13 protein-coding genes are annotated in these 19671 nt (G+C 36.0%); 7 read left to right on the top strand and 6 right to left on the bottom strand.

What is annotated here, in order from left to right:
- Positions 1 to 84: 84 nt before the first annotated feature.
- From R2S57_RS19040 to R2S57_RS19025, 4 genes are all read right to left on the bottom strand, one after another.
- Entirely contained in the window at positions 85 to 1314 is a 1230-nt protein-coding gene (locus tag R2S57_RS19040) for a hypothetical protein (RefSeq protein WP_316846528.1), read from the bottom strand.
- Positions 1292 to 1774: a hypothetical protein gene (locus R2S57_RS19035; RefSeq protein ID WP_316846527.1), complete on the bottom strand. Its 483-nt coding sequence runs from the start codon at positions 1772 to 1774 to the stop codon at positions 1292 to 1294. The genes R2S57_RS19040 and R2S57_RS19035 overlap by 23 nt, the downstream gene beginning before the upstream one ends.
- Positions 1755 to 5267 carry a hypothetical protein gene (locus tag R2S57_RS19030; protein WP_316846526.1) on the bottom strand — a complete coding sequence of 1171 codons (3513 nt, stop codon included), beginning with the start codon at positions 5265 to 5267 and terminating at the stop codon, positions 1755 to 1757. Before R2S57_RS19030 ends, R2S57_RS19035 begins: the two co-directional genes overlap by 20 nt.
- Before the next feature lie 689 nt (positions 5268 to 5956).
- Entirely contained in the window at positions 5957 to 6325 is a 369-nt protein-coding gene (locus R2S57_RS19025; protein WP_316846525.1) for a hypothetical protein, read from the bottom strand.
- 651 nt (positions 6326 to 6976) lie between these two features.
- Here R2S57_RS19025 and R2S57_RS19020 point away from each other — a divergent pair.
- A complete protein-coding gene (locus tag R2S57_RS19020) occupies positions 6977 to 7714 on the top strand; it encodes a hypothetical protein (protein ID WP_316846524.1) in 738 nt (245 codons plus the stop codon).
- Between the two features lie 317 nt (positions 7715 to 8031).
- On the opposite strand, the gene R2S57_RS19015 is transcribed toward R2S57_RS19020, so the two are convergent.
- Both R2S57_RS19015 and R2S57_RS19010 read right to left on the bottom strand, forming a co-directional pair.
- Complete coding sequence (locus R2S57_RS19015) at positions 8032 to 9378, bottom strand: SWIM zinc finger family protein (RefSeq protein ID WP_316846523.1); 1347 nt, start codon at positions 9376 to 9378, stop codon at positions 8032 to 8034.
- Positions 9375 to 12047 (bottom strand): DUF6493 family protein, encoded by a 2673-nt coding sequence (locus R2S57_RS19010; protein ID WP_316846522.1) that lies wholly within the window; start codon positions 12045 to 12047, stop codon positions 9375 to 9377. The genes R2S57_RS19015 and R2S57_RS19010 overlap by 4 nt, the downstream gene beginning before the upstream one ends.
- A 164-nt stretch (positions 12048 to 12211) precedes the next feature.
- Between R2S57_RS19010 and R2S57_RS19005 the strand changes: the two genes are divergently transcribed.
- The 6 genes from R2S57_RS19005 (at position 12212) to R2S57_RS18980 (ending at position 19651) form a co-directional block, all read left to right on the top strand.
- Positions 12212 to 12502 (top strand): DUF6088 family protein, encoded by a 291-nt coding sequence (locus R2S57_RS19005; RefSeq protein ID WP_316846541.1) that lies wholly within the window; start codon positions 12212 to 12214, stop codon positions 12500 to 12502.
- 711 nt (positions 12503 to 13213) lie between these two features.
- Positions 13214 to 13825 (top strand): GIN domain-containing protein, encoded by a 612-nt coding sequence (locus tag R2S57_RS19000; protein ID WP_316846521.1) that lies wholly within the window; start codon positions 13214 to 13216, stop codon positions 13823 to 13825.
- 330 nt (positions 13826 to 14155) lie between these two features.
- A complete protein-coding gene (locus tag R2S57_RS18995; RefSeq protein WP_316846520.1) occupies positions 14156 to 14623 on the top strand; it encodes a hypothetical protein in 468 nt (155 codons plus the stop codon).
- A gap of 97 nt (positions 14624 to 14720) precedes the next feature.
- Positions 14721 to 15836 (top strand): trypsin-like peptidase domain-containing protein, encoded by a 1116-nt coding sequence (locus tag R2S57_RS18990; protein WP_316846519.1) that lies wholly within the window; start codon positions 14721 to 14723, stop codon positions 15834 to 15836.
- Positions 15837 to 16021: 185 nt separating this feature from the next.
- Positions 16022 to 16939, top strand: coding sequence for a hypothetical protein (locus R2S57_RS18985; RefSeq protein ID WP_316846518.1), 918 nt, complete (start codon positions 16022 to 16024; stop codon positions 16937 to 16939).
- A complete protein-coding gene (locus R2S57_RS18980) occupies positions 16940 to 19651 on the top strand; it encodes a hypothetical protein (protein ID WP_316846517.1) in 2712 nt (903 codons plus the stop codon).
- Positions 19652 to 19671 lie beyond the last annotated feature (20 nt).

Below are 19671 nucleotides of genomic sequence, written 5' to 3'. Positions count from 1 at the left end.
GCACTAAAGCTCTTGATTTTGAACGATGTATGAGGATTTTAAATAGTTATAATTTTGAAATAGCAGATTTAACCACCTTCGCCTTTAAAGATACCGCTTAATGAATTCCAAGGTAAACTTGGCACTTGTGTATGAAGCATATAGCTGAAATTTATCATTTTTCTCTAAATCCGCAAAGTCAGATACAGATTTCATTGCTATTGCCTTTGGCTTAGGATTCGAGCAATTTGCGGCACTATAAAACACTCCATAGCTTTCCATTTCTAATCCTAGAATTTTTCGTTCATGTCGCTTCAACTCCTCAATGATAGCTGGATTTTCTGTAACCCCCGCAACTGAAGCAACTGGTCCAATATGAACTCTTAATTCGGTATTTGGTTTATTGTAATGCCATTCATCTTTTATTTGACGGAGTAATGCCTGATCACTTTTTATGCTCCTAATATTTTCTCGAATATCAGAATCCAATGATAAATGGTGTGCTGAGGGCATAAATAATGGTTCTCCATCCTTAATTGTAACTTTTCCTGCCCCACCGTCCCATGCCTGCTCAACTACCAAGACATCTCCAAAACCATGTTCATCCCTAGGTCTAGTACATGCAGCAATTCCAACCATGATTATATATTTAGGGCGAAAATTGTATATCATCTTCATAGATAATACTGAGGCTGCGTTCATGCCCATCATAGGCGCAGATCCTGAAATTATTCTCAAATCTCCATCTCTTCCATTGATCTGATTTTCAGAATAGGTCGTAGGGTCATTCTCAACCCTGACATTTCCCCAAGATGGTATTAAAGCTTTAAAGGCATCCAATTCCATATCCAGCGCTGCAATAATTGCAACATCATAGTTATAGGCTGCAATTCTGTTCGCATTAAATTCATTCTCTTTTTCAATAAGTCGCCAAACAAATTGAATTAGTTCTTCTTTCCACCTGGATTCTTCTTCTTGGTAATTTATTAGATGGTTTAGATTTTTATGAAAGATATGTTCATATTCAGGTTTAAGATCACTGAACTGTGTAAGGCCAATAATATGGGCAGGTCGGTTTATTGATGGATTCTCGTAAATATTTTCCAAAAAGCTTATCCCATTTTCCGAGCTTGGTTTATCATCATCAGCGTCAATAGGCAATACTAAATCTAAAATAACCAAATCAAATTTTTCCTCATACATTTTAGATTTTGCGGACTTGACGTTGTCATGTTCAGAAGTAGAATAAACGTTGCTTTTAATTTCATCTTTCAGAGTATCAAGTATCTTACCTAATTTTACTTCATTATCCTCAACTATTAAGATCTTGATCATTATTTTTTAATATATTATTGTTAAATATTATTTTATTCATTTCATCTTTCCATGTATCATCAGAACCATTGAAGAAAACGTTTCCTAAATAGTTTTCTGAAAAATCTTTTGATAGTTGCTCATGAAGATCAAAAAGGCTGACGCCTACTTCTTCAAAATTACCATACATGGTAAAAACGATTACTTTGTTTGGAATTTCTCGAAAATACATTTGATCGAGAATATTTAAGCCAGCCAAATTGATTGGATCCCCACCTGGTTCATTCTGCGAGATATCATAATTTTGCATACTCATGTCTAATATGATTAGATCATATTCCGCACTTCTGAAAAGAACTTCGTCCAACCCGCTATTATATGATTTTCGAACTGTAATAGAATCGACCTGTAAATCGTTTTCTAAATATTTAGTAAGTTCATCAATCTTAAGTTGAAGGTCCTCAATTACTAGAACTCTCATATTTTATTTTATCTATATTTATGATACAACTAACATTAAAAGTTGACTGCTCTCTATTAATACCAAAAGTTAAAATGTTATTGCTATCTCCAAAATCTGACCTAAGGGTACGCTTTGCCTTTTTTAAACCAGACCCACCCTCTGATGAAGACGCGGAAAGATTATCCTTATTGTAAGTAGTAAGCTCATCCTCCAAGATATCAAGATCTCCAAAAAGTTCATTTTTAATAGAAATATGAAGTTTGCCTTCATTCGTATAGATATCTAAATAGGTTTCTATCTTTCCCGAATCTTTACCACAATATTTTAATGTATTATCAAAAAAACCACAAATTAGATCGATAAAAGAAGGTGACAAATCACCTCGAATTAGGGTGTCAAAAGAAATATCCCTATTAAGTTTGATTTCCTTTTCGTCATATCGTTTGTTAATGTGTTCGAGGCTTATTTCTACAATCCTATCAATTTTAAACTCTTTAATTTGTTTACCAATTCTATTAAACCATCTAGAAATACGATTCATATCATTCTGAATATTTACTTTACTTGTAGCAATATTCTCGAAAAGTTCATGGCAAATAGGTTTATCAATAATAAAAAGCAGATCTTTCTCCAGATTAGAAATGGCTTCTTCAAATTTCATCTTAAATTCAGCAGTGAATTTAGAACGTATTTTAGTTAAATTCTCATCTGTTCTTTCCCATAGAATACTAAAAATCTCTTCAACAAAATCATTGAAATTATTATGTTTAAGTAATAATATCGAGTGGTAGTAACTTAACATACCATCGGTAAAATGATAATCAAACCATCCATCGGGGTTTAAATCCTCAGTCTTAATTTGAAGATATTTTTTCAGACCTTCTTCTTCAATTAATTGGTCTATGTTCTGAGCAAAGTCTAACAATAGCTCATTGATACTGTCAATTAGCTGAGAAGGTAGATATTTTAACTTTTCTAGCCAATAGGTATTTGGTTTATAAATTTTTGTCTTTGCATTACGTTCTGTGATTAACTTCAACTTTTCAAATTTCGGCCGAATTTCACTTTTAAATACACCATGTCTTATCCGAGCACTCAAATATTCACTTAGCCCATATTGACTATTTATAAATAAGTTTCTGATCTCCAGGAACATAGCTCTAACCAGATCAAACAAGGGGTCTGCTGAAAACTTACCTTCTGAATCCTTTTCATCCTTGTCTTCGTAAGTAACCGATTTAACACTTTTAGTATTAGTGTTAAAAAATAACAAGTTTAATTTAGTTGTCCTTATGACTTTTTTATAGCTTAAATATCGGTTAAATTCTATCTCAAGATCTTTTAAAAGAGTAGTTTTTATCATCTTTTCGTTGATATAAATTTTACTCTCATCATATTCTTGCAAGCCATCCTGGATAAAAATCTGTCTAGTAATTTCGTCTCGTTCAGCTATAAAATCTCTGGGTTTGAAAGCATATTTTGCCTCTATGAGATATTCAACAATTTTTAATCTTTCATTCAGTTTTTCTTTTGTAGTTTTTATTGGCACAAGATGTTTAAATAGATCAATACTACAGACCTGGTCAAATAAAAAATTCACTTTTAAGAGCTCTAACCAGTCTTGCATCTTTTTTGCCTCAGGAATTAATAATGCCGGACGGTTGATATTGTAATGTCCCAGATAACTCTCAAGAGCTGTAGAAACCCTAACTTCCTTTGCACCCGCAATGTAAAAGAATAGTGGGAGATCTATTCCAACATCGAAACCTTTGAATCTAGCTTCTCTAACCTTTACTAAAACAATAGAGGGATTTAGGCGAAGTATAAAATATTGATTTTTAAAATAAGTATCAACATATAAGTGAATGGCGCTATTAAAATCACCTTTCGTATGATAGCAGGTAAATAGATTTATAGTAGATTCTTCTTTTATAGGATCAGACACATTGGGATCTTTAAGAAAGTTTTCGTAAATGTCTATTGCATCTTGAATTTGCTCTGTCTTTTGGAAAAGTCTAGCCTTGAAGCGTAATTTTCTTTGCTCAGAAATATTCTGTTGCACTAATATATCAAGATCATCGTTCAAGATAGATCTCCATAAATTTATTGTTAAGGAAATCCCACCAAAGGCATTCTCTATTTTGTTAAGGTAGACATTAGATCCTGCAGATTCGTTGAAGAGTGGATAAGTTTGCGGATTGGCAAAAAAAGAACTGAGACCACTCAACAATCCGAAACGAGTATCGCTCATTGTTTCAATATAAACCAAATCCATTATTTGTGATGAGATATTGAAAGATGAAAGTTGATATGCAATCTTCCTTAGATTTAAACTAGTTACGTGAGGATCTAATTTTTTTTCAATAAGAGCATGAATTTCGCGAAGAAGACTATTTTGTAAATTGTTGCTTTTGGATAAAACTACAAGCTCTCTTTTTTTAAAAATGAAAGATTTACAGTAGGCTATATAAATTTCAAAGCAATGTGGATTTGCTTTTAAAAATTTCCCTCCGCGAAAAATTACTTCACCATAGTCCCCCTTCGAATATAAGTCCAATATATTTAATGCTTCAATATTAAGTTTATAATCAACAAGATAGTGATCTGGCTCAAAGTACCTCAACATATTATTAACCAAAGGGTCCTTAACTTTCTTAAGTAAATAATATAACCTCGCTTTAAATGGTTCGACCTCATCCTCATTGAGCTTTTGACATATTTTCGTTTGAAGCACCTTAATTAGAGTTAGGTACCTATCAATAATTGAGTTCCTGAAGTCTACTGCATTAACAAATGCTAGATCCTCGTACTTTTCGCAATCAAAGTAACTAGTTTTGAAATAATAATATTCTGCATTATTTGAACCATGCGTTAATACCCATTTAGCGTTATAATTTTTAACCTCTTGGCTATACCGGCTGACCAATAACTCGCTTTCTGCCCGTTTACTAAAAAAATCTGCGAGTACAAGAATAAAGTTTTGATGCTTTGCATTTATTGAAGTCAAATATTCTTTATTCTTTTCAAGACCACCCTGAAGTTGTTGCAAAAGCATTCTATTTTCAATACTCCAAAGAGAAACACATATTTCCTCGTCTATTTTGATTAATGTTTCGTCAGCGAGGACATAATCGCCATTTAATATTGCTTTTTCAAACTGAATTTTCAGCGAAATAAATTCATTTATTTGATCTTTATATTTCCTTATCGATAAGAAGGACCAATTGATTTCATCAATAAAATCTAACGATTGCTTGATAAAATTTACTTTCCCAAGCTGATCTATAGATTTCGGTAATGGTTCCCCATAGACAAATGAAGAAAATGTGTCACTCATCTCATCCACTACATCACATTTATACTGATAGTCCGGAACATTTTTTAGATTTTTGAAGATATTATTCTTGCTATTTGTAGGGTTGTAAAGATGGCGAACAAGCTTAGTTGGGCCAAATTTAAATGTGAGGTCTTCTTCTTGCCCTTTAGATTTTCTTTTTTTCTTTTTATACATGTGAGTCGTTAATCAAGCAGAAAGTAAAACTATCAATTCAATTAGAACCACTTGCTCTAATTCATTTTATAGTTAAGTTGCTAAAGCCAAAGTAATAATTAGATTGGAATTTTTAAAACTTCTCAGGAAATGCAAATTATAATTAAAAATTAGAGATAGATCCAAGACGAACATATAACCTCTTATTATTAATTAAACTTAAGTTATTAGCATTCGTCATCAAAGCAATATATGTATTTAATGATATTCCGAACCTAGGATATTATCTCCTTTACTACAATTTAAGATTATTTTTCTTCTTCTTATACGGACCATCAACTCTATTTTTTACCGCTTTCTCAAAATTTACCATCGCTTTACAAGGTTCATAAAAGTTAGACATATTGAAGCTTGACCCTACTTAAGCATAAAAAGGCCCTCAAATGGTTTAAGGCCCTTTTTGTTTTAAAGAAAAACTAACAAAATACTACAGATCAATAAGTTAATTCGTTCGATTCTGCTTAAGTTATCACAAGCAGGATAATTATAGCAACATTATTTCCTTTAAGAACAACGAATAGATGTCTGATAAACAAGCGATTACGATTAGTCGGATACCCAAGATCGGTTCGATACATTAACTACTCCCTCTTCATAATGGCCAGCTCAACGCCTTTCTCCAGTGGTTGGACCATAGTTTACAGTTTTATTTACCCACCATTTTTACTGTAAGGACCAAAAATAATAATGCTGTCATCACCCGTCCTTCTTACATCTAAATAAGTTTCATCATGTAAATGGAAGGTTGCTGTTTCTTCAACATCAATATTAGCCTCCTTTAATGCCTCAAGTAGCTCAGCTGTTGCATCAGACAGTTCTGCTTCTCTCTCTTCAATCAATTCTTCAGATACTTTTATCTCATCTTTAACAGCAAGTACCCTTAACTTGTCATCAACGTTAGATTGCTCCTCCTCCAGCTTCTCCAGTTCCTTTTTCATTACATATACCAATCTTTTTTGCTCGGTATAACTTTCCTTTGAATGATGATAGGTTAATGTTAAGTCTTTAATTCTTTGCATAGCGTTATTTTTTTAATAACAATATAACAATTCCTTTGGATTTCAAAAAGAAGATAGCTTTTTGGTCATACAATTTGGGTCGTCGCTTGTCAATCAACAGAAATGTGCACCTTAGGCCACCTTAAGTTTACATGAGGATGCTGTTTAGTTTTTGCAGATCTTGACCATCATAGTTCGGTTAATCTCGCATAGGAAATGCCTTGGTTCTTGTCATCTTCAGTCATTTAGTTTAAGCCCAGGTTTTTTGAGTTCGAACATGACTACCGGTCGCTGGTCAATACAGAGCGATAGATCATTGATGCCCATTTTGCCATTTCTCCCGGCTCTTGTCCATCTACAAGAACATTATGATGTCCGAATTTTATAAAGAAAGACCGCTGGCTTTTTATTTCGTGGTGTTGAAATGTTGGCACTATAAATCTTAATGCATTAGTATAATGTTGCTCAAATTCCCTTTCGATACATATTATAAATGTATGTTCTGCATTTGCCTTCTTTTAATTATTAGATTGCGTTCACCTTCTTGCTTGTGATATTTTATAAATTAGCTAAAATATAAATAAAACGAAGGTCATCTAAGTTAAAAAACGATCGTTATTAATCAATTTAGCCATGATTACCATTCGCTAGTTATTAACTTAAAAAACAGAAATGGAATTAGCTTTTCAAAATTTCCAAAATGAGTATGCTGATTATCTTAATGTCGATGGTCGAATACAAGCCTCTCTACACAATAATATCAACAATGTTCCACGGACAGAAGAATTGACCCGGATTTACAATGAGTTTTTAAATCTGGATGTCAAAATGAGATTGGCTTTTGGAATCAGAGACATCAGACTGAACAACGAATTTGTTCAGGATAAAGAAGGTGATCTAAAAATGTGTCATCTGCTATACTATAAATTAGCTGACTTGTGGTTTGCTTATGAAACATTCATAAAGTTGTTTGCTCAGGTCACTAGAGTTAATAAACATAAAATATATTGGATCGGAAACGCTGCGCACAATAATTATCAGGGCGATCCGGTATTGGTAAATACACTGAACATTGCTAATAATGCTTTTGGAGTTATTTATAATACTGCAAATTCCCGGGGTGAGTTAATAGATTATTTGAATTATTGCCTTCCAATGTCAAAAGGAGCCCAAATAGCAGGATTAACTGCTATAATTGCAAAAATTTCACATGGACCATTTATCTTATCGCATACCGAGGTGCTGGTAATGGTATACGCTATACGCAATAACTTTGTCCATAATGGGGAAACAACTGTAGTTCCCGCCGTTTTTGGTTATCAAAACAAAGCAAGGCTTTTGAAAATATTGTACCCGTACCTAAGCCTATTGTTATTGAGGTCAACAAATATAGCTTGCGTAGGATTATAATCATATCCTTAGAAAGAGGAGTCCTCGCTGATATGCTCAGCATGCACAATCAGTTTATTTATAGCTTGTCACCAAACTCTTAAACAATGAGAATAATATTTAAGCGAAAAAATACTTTTGGAGAGATGGGGTCAATTTAATCTAGTTCTAATAGTTAGATTAACTAGAATATTAAATATTAGAGTTTAATTAGAGCTTTTGATAATAAATTAGGTTTACATACTGTAAATGTAGATTATTAATTAGAGATGGTGTTTATAAACAGCTTTTGAGGAGCATTATTTTAGATTGACACAGTTTATTTTACATACCCTAGCCTATTGATTCAGCTTCATCTTTACCGCTATTATATGTTTGCATAGCCCTCTGTTCGTCTTATTATTGGTAAACCAGGTACAAGTACATTTCAGTTCGTTGCCTTTACCGGCTACAATATGACTCACACCGGCGGAACCTTTAACCTCAGCTTTAATGCCGTTTTTGTCATTTTGCAGTACCACCACACCATCTTCATCGAATAACTTTATGGCATTTTGCAGCCTTGGATTAAAGCGTTTTAACCGGGAGAGATTAAAGGGAAGCTTTCTATAAAAATAATTGTTGCTTAATAAATCGTATCCCAATAATCCCATGCTGGATAGTGAAGCCTGCAAATTTTCCATCGTTCCCAGCTGAATGTCATGTTCTATAGAAACCAGTGTGGGCTGAAAAACCTCATTGGTTTTAAAATAATTATTGATGCCAAACAACCATTCGTCCGGTAGTTGAACTATCAGATTTTCCATATTCTTGCTCTCACCAGAAAATCCCCTATATACTCCGTCCGAGATTAGAAATAGCATTTGTATGTCTTTGAAATCAAGCAATACTGCTGTACTTTGCTGATCTTCATGTTTATAAAAAGAGACACTATCTACAAGCAACAACAGGTTTTCCATCAGATTGAGTCTGTGAATGCCACCTATTTTTAAGCTATTTGGTTTTGTTACAGCAGAAAAAGCATAACTGTTCCCGGATTTGAATAAAAAATACTCGGTCTTAACAGCTGTTTTAGGTATGGCCTTAAAAAGTTGCAATGCTTCAATTTTGTTCAATTTAAAGGCTAGCTCCATTTGAGATAAGTATACCTGCACATTTCCCAATCCTTTAATCCAACGATCAGGCAAACTCACTTTCTTCTCAGTGGTCTCTATACGCTCGGTTATGACCTTCAGTTCTTTTGAACCTAGTCCGACCATCAATTTTTCTTTCCTGGCAACGGTATTGAAGGCCCGGATAGTTGCATCGTTAAAATCAACATTGGTGCAGCCCGATTGAATAAACTCCCCGTCAATTCCTTCCGGCTGCACGTCAATACGAGCATAAATACTATTACAAGATGAAAATGCCTCAAAATGTAGTTGTCCATTACCGACAGAAACAATAGGGTCACGCATATTAATCCGCTGATCCGGGCTAATCGCAAAATGAGAACGTACTGTTTTACCAAGTGTGCTTAAACATTTTGAAGCGACAAATGAATTGATGATGTTGCCATAAAAAAAGCAAGGCACTTTATTGTCCTGTTCAATTTCAGAACAATGTGCCAGGATAAATGATTTATCCCGGCCCACTACATTTATTGTAGAAGCATTTTGATACTGATATTGAAAATCTAAATTCATTTGCGTTTTACTTTACTTAAAAACTCCTGATTTGCTACTTTATCAAGTTGAGCAGAAACTTCTATATAGTAAGCTGTTATTTTCTTACTGTTAACAGGAAGGTGCTCACTATCAAAATGCTCCAAGGTTTTTTCCAGACATAGCAACTGGAACTCTTTGATCCGTTGTGAAACAAAAGGGCGATCTAGGTATTCTATAAACCTGTTAACGGGTGCATATCCTCTGGCAATTAGTTTACCGATGATATTAGCAATATAAGAAAGATTCCCTTTTTTATTTAACAGTGAAAACTGAACATATTCTACAGCCAGATCTCTGGAAATTTTCTTTTCAAACAGTAAACAAACAGCAATATATAGCCATCCGCTGTCATGGACTTCCAGGCGATTATCCATTAAAACCTGCATCGGGTACAGACAGTTTTCCATTTCCCTGACTTCATTTCCCGAAGCCGTATGAGGGATATACCGACATAACATTGGACCAATGTATTGAGGCATTAAACTCAATTGAAACGGTATAGCCTCCCGAAAAGCAGTGGAAAAAGGTGCAGTATTATAGAAAAGTGGGGGGTAGTGTTTGGTTTCTTTATTTCTGTACCAGCTATAATTCCAATTGTGTTCCAGGACCAGGTTGTACCATGTCGCATATTCACTCTTGTCGACAACAATTTCATAAGTGATCTCAAATGGACTGGCTATCGAAGGATAGCTTTTCGCTGCCGTATTTTCAAACTCAGGAAATAGCTGAACAGGCTGCTTAATCCTCGTTATCTGTGCCCAAAGTGCCAACACATCTTCAGTCGGCTTAACTTGATCTGCGGCACCTAAATAGTACTGCATCGCAGCAGCATAATTCCCCTTTAGGGTCTTCACAAGATCAAGTACTTCTTCATCTGTTTGTTGGTATAACAATCTGTTACAAGCCACGATCAGATCTTCCATTTCAATATTTACCTTTTCTTGCTCATACTCTAGCAGACGTTGCACCAGTACTTTTGGATTCAGGTAAAAAGGCAGATGACTTGGGGTCGAAAGAAATGGCAATCTGTTTTTAGATGCTAGCTTTTGCCTCATCCAATCCAGCTTATTTTTTACAAATGGCACGCTATCATTTTCAACTCTTATTTTTTCCTTGCTTTCCTCGCCAACCCAATGTTGCATAAATTCAGAGAAATTGGTCATTATGTCTATATCCCAAAATCTGCCAAACAGCTGCTTACAATAAGGTTTCAATTGCTTCTTATAATCTGCCGGGATCTTGTCCTGCAATTGATTGAGTCCTTCTAGAAAGAGGTCGAAATCTAATGCAGACTTAGTCCTTATGAAATTACCAATCTGAAATAACAACTCTTCCCAAGTAGAAGGTATCGTGACCTGTTCCAACTGTTCTGCCGCATCTTCAAATACGCCCTCTTCTACAGAAGAATTAACCGGAGCATTATCCAACCCAAGAATTTCAAGGGTCTTAAGTTTTAAATTACTTAAGTAAGGTTCAACTATAACGCTCAGAATTTCCGGATCAACATGTTCTACTAAAAGCCGGGCTCCTTTTTCCTGTACTTTCGGATCATTTTGGAGCAATAGCATAGATAGCTCAGCGGAAATGTCCAGCTCCTTGTATCCTTCCTTTTTCAAAAGGAAATCAAGGATATCCAGACTCAGCAGAATTGATTTTTCTATTTTCTCCTTTGGGAAAATTGCGCTCACATTGTCAATAAATCCATTTTCATCAAAGCCTTCGGTCTTATAAATCTCTTTGATTTGTCTGACCGCAAAATTAATCAGGCTGGCACTACCGGTATTCAGCAGGGAAAACAGCAAGTGTTGATGCTGCAGATACTCTTTTTGAATTGTATTAAACAGGTCCAACAACCGGATGTGCCAATCTAAGTGAGGCTTTTTCCAGTTGTTGAGCAAAGATTCCAATAAATACTGAATGAGGGTACGGTCAAATACATATCCCTTCTCCAGCATGATCCGAATAACTTCCGTCCAGTATTCATTCACCTTTTTACAGACATGTCCCTCACGGGCTTTCCATTTAGAAATGTCTAGCACAGGAATTTCATATTTGTGGAATTGAAGAAATACCTTTTCAATAGCGTCTGGATTTTCCAATAAAAAACCAGCATCCTCTTCAGTATTCCTGTCAAACATCGTTACGGTAAACAAACGCGTAACAAAATAGCTCTCATCAAAAGTAATCCAACCCTGCTTGTAAAATGCCCATAGCAATTTGAAATCAATGCTTCCAAAACGTTCCTTTTGTGATGCTTTAACGACCTTATCCAGATAGTCTGGTGGGAAAAGTTGATAAAATGCCAATAATGGTTCTACTCCGATGACTGGTTTTGCTAAGTAGGTGTTCAAGGGGCGAAATAGCCATGTTTCATTCAAGTATTCAATCCTCCCGATATCATCAAATCCTCGGGTACAGGCAATAAGTGCAAAGGTTAAAGTGCAACTGACCTTATTCCGGTTGTCATAAAAATCACGTTGCGATTGTCCACTCAAGCTACTCCCATCCATTTCTAAAATATCGCGGTCAACATCTATAGAATGCAAGTATTTTATAGTTTCTGAAAGCTCATTTCCGTTCAGATTTTTACATTGGTTCAGAACTTCAACCCAGTTTTTGTCTTTAATATGCTGTTTAAGTTTATTCATATGGGTACCGCGCTTTCAAAAAATATCACAAATCCAATTTATGGTTAATTTGAAGCTAAATTATAATGATTAGTTTATTATTTTATTTTTTGAAATAAGATATTGCCCAATTTTGCAACTCTAATTCTTCATCGATAAGCAGGATTTCTTTAAACTAGCTTTGGATTTCGCCAAGGAAACGTTTTCGGAATGTCGCCCTGCATAGGCTTGAAAGGGATCATATATTGAAACGACTTGCGCATGGAATTTACTTGTATCCGAAGATAGGTCCTGTTCTTGGCAGCCTCTACCCTGCTACTGAGGAGATAGCGGAAAGTATTGCCAGGCGTGATCATGCGAGGATTATTCCTACAGGATCTGCTACTTTACGTAAACTGCGGCTGACTACGCAGGTGCCGATGAATGGTACTTATCTGACTGATGGTGCTTCGAATAGAATATCAAAAAGTACATAGTCTTCTTCTACTCTAATAGTTAGGTTAAATAGAGCAATAACTATTAGAGTTTGGTTGAACGTCAGAAAGAATTATTGGGACTGGCCAGTTAGTAGCAGATCCTATACTGCTAGGTAAGCATTTAGATTTACATTTTATGATGAATTATGACAGAACCTCGACTGTCTCCTGAATATCTATGTTCATTTCTTTTTAAAAAGACAGCATTTGGTTACGTAAAAAAAGTACTGCTAATATTGATAAAAGCAGTATATAATTACTGCACCACCCATTCCGAGGCATAGTGAGTCGGAATATACACTCCCGGGGAAACGAAGTCCTATGCCGGCTTTGAATGCCAATTCCTCCTTTGAGAGCTTAAGTAGCTTATGCTGTGTTTTTACAAATGTTGATAATGGATTACTCATGTTTACCTATGTGGTACAATAAATTTGAGTGTTCAAAAAATCACTTTGTTCATGTTTCATGAACAATCTATTAAAATGAACATCGCCATATTTTAAATAAGCAGACAGCGAAGGACGAGTATGACCACAAACTCTGGATTTAATATTGGTTAGGATAGAAAGTTGGAAAGTGTTCGTCTAGAAATTACAGGCGTTGGTCTAGTAGTTATTAGTGCTGGTATAATACAAGGTTTTTGCCTGCAACGTTTGATGTATGGCTGTGTCTTAATAACAAACAATAGCAAAAAACTAAAATATAAAAGATATGAAAACCTTAGCAAAAACATTATTCGCAGCAGCATTAACAGCAGTATTATTTACTTCATCAGCAATTGCAACTTTTGCCGCTGAGCCAGTTAAAGCAGAAACAAAAACTTCTTCATTATCAAAATTCAACAGGATCTGGGTGAGCGGGAATGTGAAAATCGTCTTAACCCAAGGTGACAAACAAAATGTAGAGGGTGCGAGCAACTATGATGCTGCAAAAACCTCAGTATCAACTGATGGAAAAACCTTATTTATCAATTCATTAGAAACAAGTCAGGTAACACTTAATATTACCGTAAAAGATTTGGAAAGAATTGAAGCTTATGGTCAATCAGTTGTGGTAACCAGCAATAATTTCGATGTTAAATACCTACAGTTATTTTTGGGGCAAAGTGCTACAGCAAAGATTAAAACTACAGCAGGCAGCTTATATACTATCGTTAAGGATGGTGCGGTATTAAAATTAAACGGTACTGCTGATCAAAGTACAATGATTGCTAGCAACATGAAAAATGTAAAATTAGCTGACTTTGCCAGTCTTAAATCAGAATCATATGCTTCTGAAGCGATTATGGAAGCCGAGCAGAGTGCAATGGTTTTAGCAAAATAAAAACCTATCATTTAAGATGAAGTAGAGCTGCCCTAAAATACGGGTAGCTTTTATTTTTTTATCGAAGCTGATATTGGGCATTAGTGATTCTAGCGTTGTCTTAACCTTCAACTTTGGTCTTTGCAAAAATCATAGGAACTGAAGGCTTATCAACAACTTTTAGTGAAATATACAGGTTGTAGACACTCAAAAATACCCAATACTAAGTATTGCAAAATATGCCTATTCTAATAGTTTTGTTAATAGTTAAAACATCAATAAAAAACAGTCCAACGATCAAATTATGAATTCGTAATAATATACTTAACTTTTGTTAAAAAAACCTCTCAAATGAAGAAACTAATACTATTTAGTATCGCTGCATCCTTACTTTTTTCTTGCAAGGAAAATCTTGCCCCTACTTCGACATTATTTGAAAAAGATTTCGCCGCCAGTCATAAGGAATGGAAAATCATGCAAGACACATTCAAAAAGGATACTTTAATGGGCTACAAAAACCTTGAAGTTCCTATAAGGATATCTTGGGTTGCAGCTTTAGATACCAGTAAGTGCCATCGGATCGCATATTTTAAACTCGAGCGGTTACCATCCGACGCAGGCATCACCATTCAAAATGTAAGGACTTCATCAATACCATGTAGCACAAAATGGGAAAGTGAAGATGAACGCCGTTTTGAAATGTTATTGTTTTTTGGAATGTATAAGGCAAAAAAAGGTATCAAAGAATATCGGTTTGAAGGTCAAATCGGTAAGGTTTCAGGAATTGGAGAATCGGATATGATCCGATTTAAAAACTGAAAAACTATCGCGATGCAGGTCTATTAGCTTGTCTATAGTCCAATCTTTTTCGGCAGTAAACACTACATAAAAAATTTTAATGCAATAACCAATCAAAATGCAGTTTAACGGACAAAAAATCGGTGCGCTCACCGAGATTATCAAGCAAAGTTTCAATACCGCTAGCTTTACCCAGTTCCTGACCACGCGTTTAGACAAAAATATAGACGATTATACTGGCGTGGGCGATCCTTTCCCTTTTAAGATATTCAATGTGCTCAAAGGTGCCAATATGGAAGGATGGAATATTGACCTGGTACATGCCCTCTTAACAGAGCGGCCCAAGAATAAATTGCTTCAACTTTTCACCCTAGACATTGGTGAGGTCAAAGATCTTGCTTACAATGACGATCCGGCACGTGCAGATGCGCTTGAGAAAATTATCAATACAGATCCTCTATTGGATCCTGCTACATTTCTAAATGGGCTAACACAGGCAAAAAAATGTGTTTGCAGAATTGAAGTACCAGAGGCAGACGGAAAAATTTCTTACGGAACCGGATTTCTTATTTCCAAGGATGTCGTTATGACCAACTTTCATGTGCTCGAGGGGATTATAAATAACCAGGCGCTGATCGAAAAAACAGTTTGTAGGTTTGATTATGAATATCTAGCGAACGGGTCGCTTAATAAGGGCATAGAGGTTGGCTTGGCAGATAATCCGATTCTGCACACCAGTAAATACAGTTCTCTAGATGAAAATCCGCCAGCTGATATCAACGCCAATTGGCCCCAAGATCAGTTAGACTACGCAATAGTCAGATTAAAAAACGCTGTCGGACTCGAACCTTTCGGTTTAAATTCTGAAAAAAGTTTCGCTGATGACCAAAACATCAGAGGATGGATCAAAGAAGTAAATCCAGACAAAGCAGCTCTTGAAAAAGGAAAACACATGATCATTCTCCAGCATCCTAAGAGTCAGCCATTAAAGATAGCCATCGGTATGTCCAAGATAATGTCGAGAGACGCAAACTACAGGCGGATCCGATATAATATCAACACAGAACCCGGTTCTTCGGGATCTGCAGGATTTGATGAAAACTTTAAATGGATTTCGCTTCACAACCTGGGTGATCCTGAATGGGTGCCCAGTTATAACCAGGGAATCACGGCCATCAGTATCATAAATGATCTAAAACTAAATCAATTCATAGATTTTGACATATGCAAGTAAATCCGCTGATTATTCAAAGTTTGATTGAGGCAATAACTGCTACGTATACCGAAGGTAAATTCATTCCTTTCGCCGCGATATTCAGTCCTAAATGCAATGTTAATTTTGAAATAGAGGTCCCAGGAAACACTTTTAAAGAGAAGGTCTATTTTTACCTAAACATGTTGAACAAAAAGGGCTGCATTTTGACGTTAATAACTGATTTTACAATAACTTTAACGGATACTCAAAAATCATTTCCCGAATTATTGACTCTAAGTGAAAATGTAAACGAATATTTCCAGCTTACTGGTGGGAGCTGGACGATAAACAATTTACACTTCGATAGCTGCCTGATCAAAAAAAAATATGCGTTTCTTGACCGCAGACTCCTTAGGGATGCGGTCAGAAAAATGATAAGTAGCCAGGAATATTCTGTTCTGATTATCAAAGGGGAACCCAAAGCCGGACTGAGTTATATCAAGATCTATCTAAGCGAAATCGAGTCACGCCTAAACCTGTATACAATGGTCGACCTTAATCTAAAAACAGAACGAGAATCCTATACAGACAGTGATAAACTGTTGTATGCTGCACATATCTGTCAGATGATATGTGAAAAGATAGGCATGGATTATCCGGTCAATATCAGTACGCCTGCCGAATTTAAGCTTCATCCGTTTTTGAACAAACTTAAAATCTTTATTAAGGGTAAAGATCAGGTATATCTTTTCTTTTTGGACCAGTTCGATACCCCAATAGCCGATGATGCCTACGCACTGATAACCGGCCTGGCTGGCCTTCCGCTTCAGAACACAAAAATATTACTGGTGCTTAGCGGATATGACCGCTCCGATAATTGGAATTTTTTACTTAGCCAAAATGCAAATGAAATAGATATAGCCAATGGCAACCTATCCAAAGCACATGCAAATGAATTTTTCGAACAGGTTTACAGCAATTTAAAAAGCAAGATATCAGACATATCATTTAGCAAGCAACAATTCCTGGCCGAGCTTGATCCGATTATCCAGGCGGCTGACTTTTCAAATGGCCCGAACGCTGGTCCTGTAGGCGAACTGCTTTCCAAATGGTATAAAAACTACGCTGAAAAATTCAATTAGATGGAACACAAAACATTTGATCTTTCATTCATTACCGATAGTGTCAACAGCACCCTGTCACTTCCCAGGCCTGATTACAGCGACCTTTATCTCAGGATTGCTTCGCTCTTCATAGAATTTACTATCGAAGATATAGATAGCAACTTAATTAAAATGGCAGACAGGTCATTAAATGAACAAGAAACTGCTTTCTTAATAGACCAGAGCACTCTGACGACTGTTAAGGAAATCAACAGTTATGTTTTAAAAGATACTGTCCGAGAGCTCGTATATAAAAATTTCGGCGAGATAAATAAAATTACTTCGCTGTTAAACAGTATACAATTTAGACAACAGAGCAAAAAGCAAGAACTGCTTAATAAACTACTTCTAGAGAGAAAAATTGCATATCAGGACTTTGGGATCAATGATCTGGTTTCTCTTTATCAGCTTTTAGCCTGGGTAGGACATCTTTCTCTGGAAAAGCCAGACCCCAAGAATATTCTCGATCTTATAAAGTCTAAAGAACGTCTAAGTCCATTTTATAGCATCACAAAGCATTTTGCCGGCAGGGCAGCAGAATTGGCACTACTGAAAAATTATGTTGAATGGTTGCCAACTGATTCAATCATACAGAACATCAAAACGGCAATTACCGATAGACTAAACTGGAAAAAACGACCCCCGTTAATGGTTACAGGATTAGGCGGGATCGGAAAATCAACTTTAATAGGAAAATTCATTATTGATCATCTTGATTACCAGGGTAAAGGGCCACTCCCATTTGTATACCTAGACTTCGACAGGCCCGGTCTATCCCTGTCAAATGTAATGCTCCTCGTTGCTGAATCGTTAAGTCAATTAAAAGTCCAGTTCCCAACTCTAGGCAGTATTTTCGACGAGATCATAGGTACTTTGAAAACCAATTATCTATCTCGAGATAAAATTGCAAACAACAGCCGCTCCATTGATCAGATAGATCTTTTGGAGACAATAAACAGCAGATACGATCTGGACCTAAAAATTCCAGTCCTCATTGTTTTTGATTCTTTTGAAGAAATCCAGGCCAGGGCATCCGGTGCAGAACTGAGAGTTTTTTTTAGTTTTTTATCGCAGCTCAACACCTACATGCCTAGGATCAGGTATGTATTTGTAGGCCGGGCAGAAGTCATTTTTGAGGACATAGAATTCGAACACCTCAAACTGGGTTCTTTCGACAAAGAATCTGCCATAGGATTTCTTTCGGGACACGGACTAGAAGACAAAGAGATTTCCACTCAGATTTACGACAAATTTGGAGGCAACCCACTTACTCTTAACCTAGTTATAAATTTACTTCAAAACGAGAACCTGGCGAACGAAAAATTAGATTCTGTCAAAGTATCCAGTTTTTTCATAAAGGTAGATGAAGCGCGGATACAGCAGGAACTTGTAAGAAGAAATTTAGATCATATCAGAGACCAAAAAGTCAGGGACATCGCCATTCCAGGCATCTTGGTACGCCTGATCAACCCCGAGATAATCCGTGAAGTTTTAGCCGGACCCTGCGGGCTTGGCAAAATCACACTTGATCAGGCCCGGGCAATCTTTGATGCTTTGAAACTCGAAAGTTTCCTGATCCAGCAAGATGGCCCCGACATTTATTTCAGGCAGGACTTAAGGATCGCGCTAAAAGACCTTATAGTAAAACAAAATCCGGAGAAAGCAACAGCTATCCATACCACTGCCATTAGTTACTATGGGCGGTTTAAGGATGAGGAGTCACGAGCAGAATACTTATACCATAGGTTAATGAGAGGCGATAGTGTCGAAGAAATAGAACCCTATCTTGATCTCGCGATGAGACCTTATCTGGAACGTTCATTTATCGAACTTTCAGAATCAGCAAGATTAAGTATTGCGCCACTGTTAAATATTTACGCACACAGAAGCGCTGTTGTCAAAAGTGACCATAGTAGCTGGGAACGGGTGCTGACTAACGAAATCCGTGATGCATTCAAAAAGGGAGACGATAAGGATTTATTGCTCATTACCAAAGAACTGAGCAAAAGAAGAGACAGAAGTGCTGATAATTGGTTGTTTTTTTATGAGTCAAAGCTTTATATTAGAATAAACGAGATAGAACGGGGAAGAAAATGTTTGTACGACTACATGAAAGCACAATCTAAAAATGATAATCCTCAAGGCTTCCATCTGCTATTATCGAATGCTTTTGAATATGAATTCGATTATTATCAAAGTTTCAAACAGCTGGAGGAGGAAAAACACTTACTTGATATGCGCCCAAATGCGCCCAGAGATTTTAATATCACAATCAACTTTGTATTTTCCTACCTAAGAATGATCGGAAGAACCCAACAAAAACCTGATTTTGATATCTTGAAACAGCTGAGAGAAGTTCTTAGCTATAAAGAAAACTTTTCCCCACCTAAAACTTACCAGTATTATTTATCAGACAGTGTAGCAATATCGCAATCGGAGGTACAGAAAAAAATGGAAAAACTATCTGGATTATTTTGGAACCAATCAGATTTTGTTCAGGGTGTGAAACTGTGCAAACAACAGTTCACAAAATCTATGGATTTAAACCGCTTCTTAGCTGGCCGGTGGGGTATGGAAATAAAAGACATTACCGAACCAGGTGATATTAATATCCTTTATCAGGACGTCCTTATGTTCATTGAGATCCAATGCAGCTTTTTAGAGTTCAAAGAAGTCATCAAAGAGTATTGACAAACTTATTCAATTAACGC

The organism is Pedobacter psychrodurus (assembly GCF_032678585.1).
Lineage (GTDB): Bacteria > Bacteroidota > Bacteroidia > Sphingobacteriales > Sphingobacteriaceae > Pedobacter > Pedobacter psychrodurus_A.
Note: the sequence above shows the minus strand (reverse complement) of the source record. Positions and strands in the feature narration are given on the sequence as shown.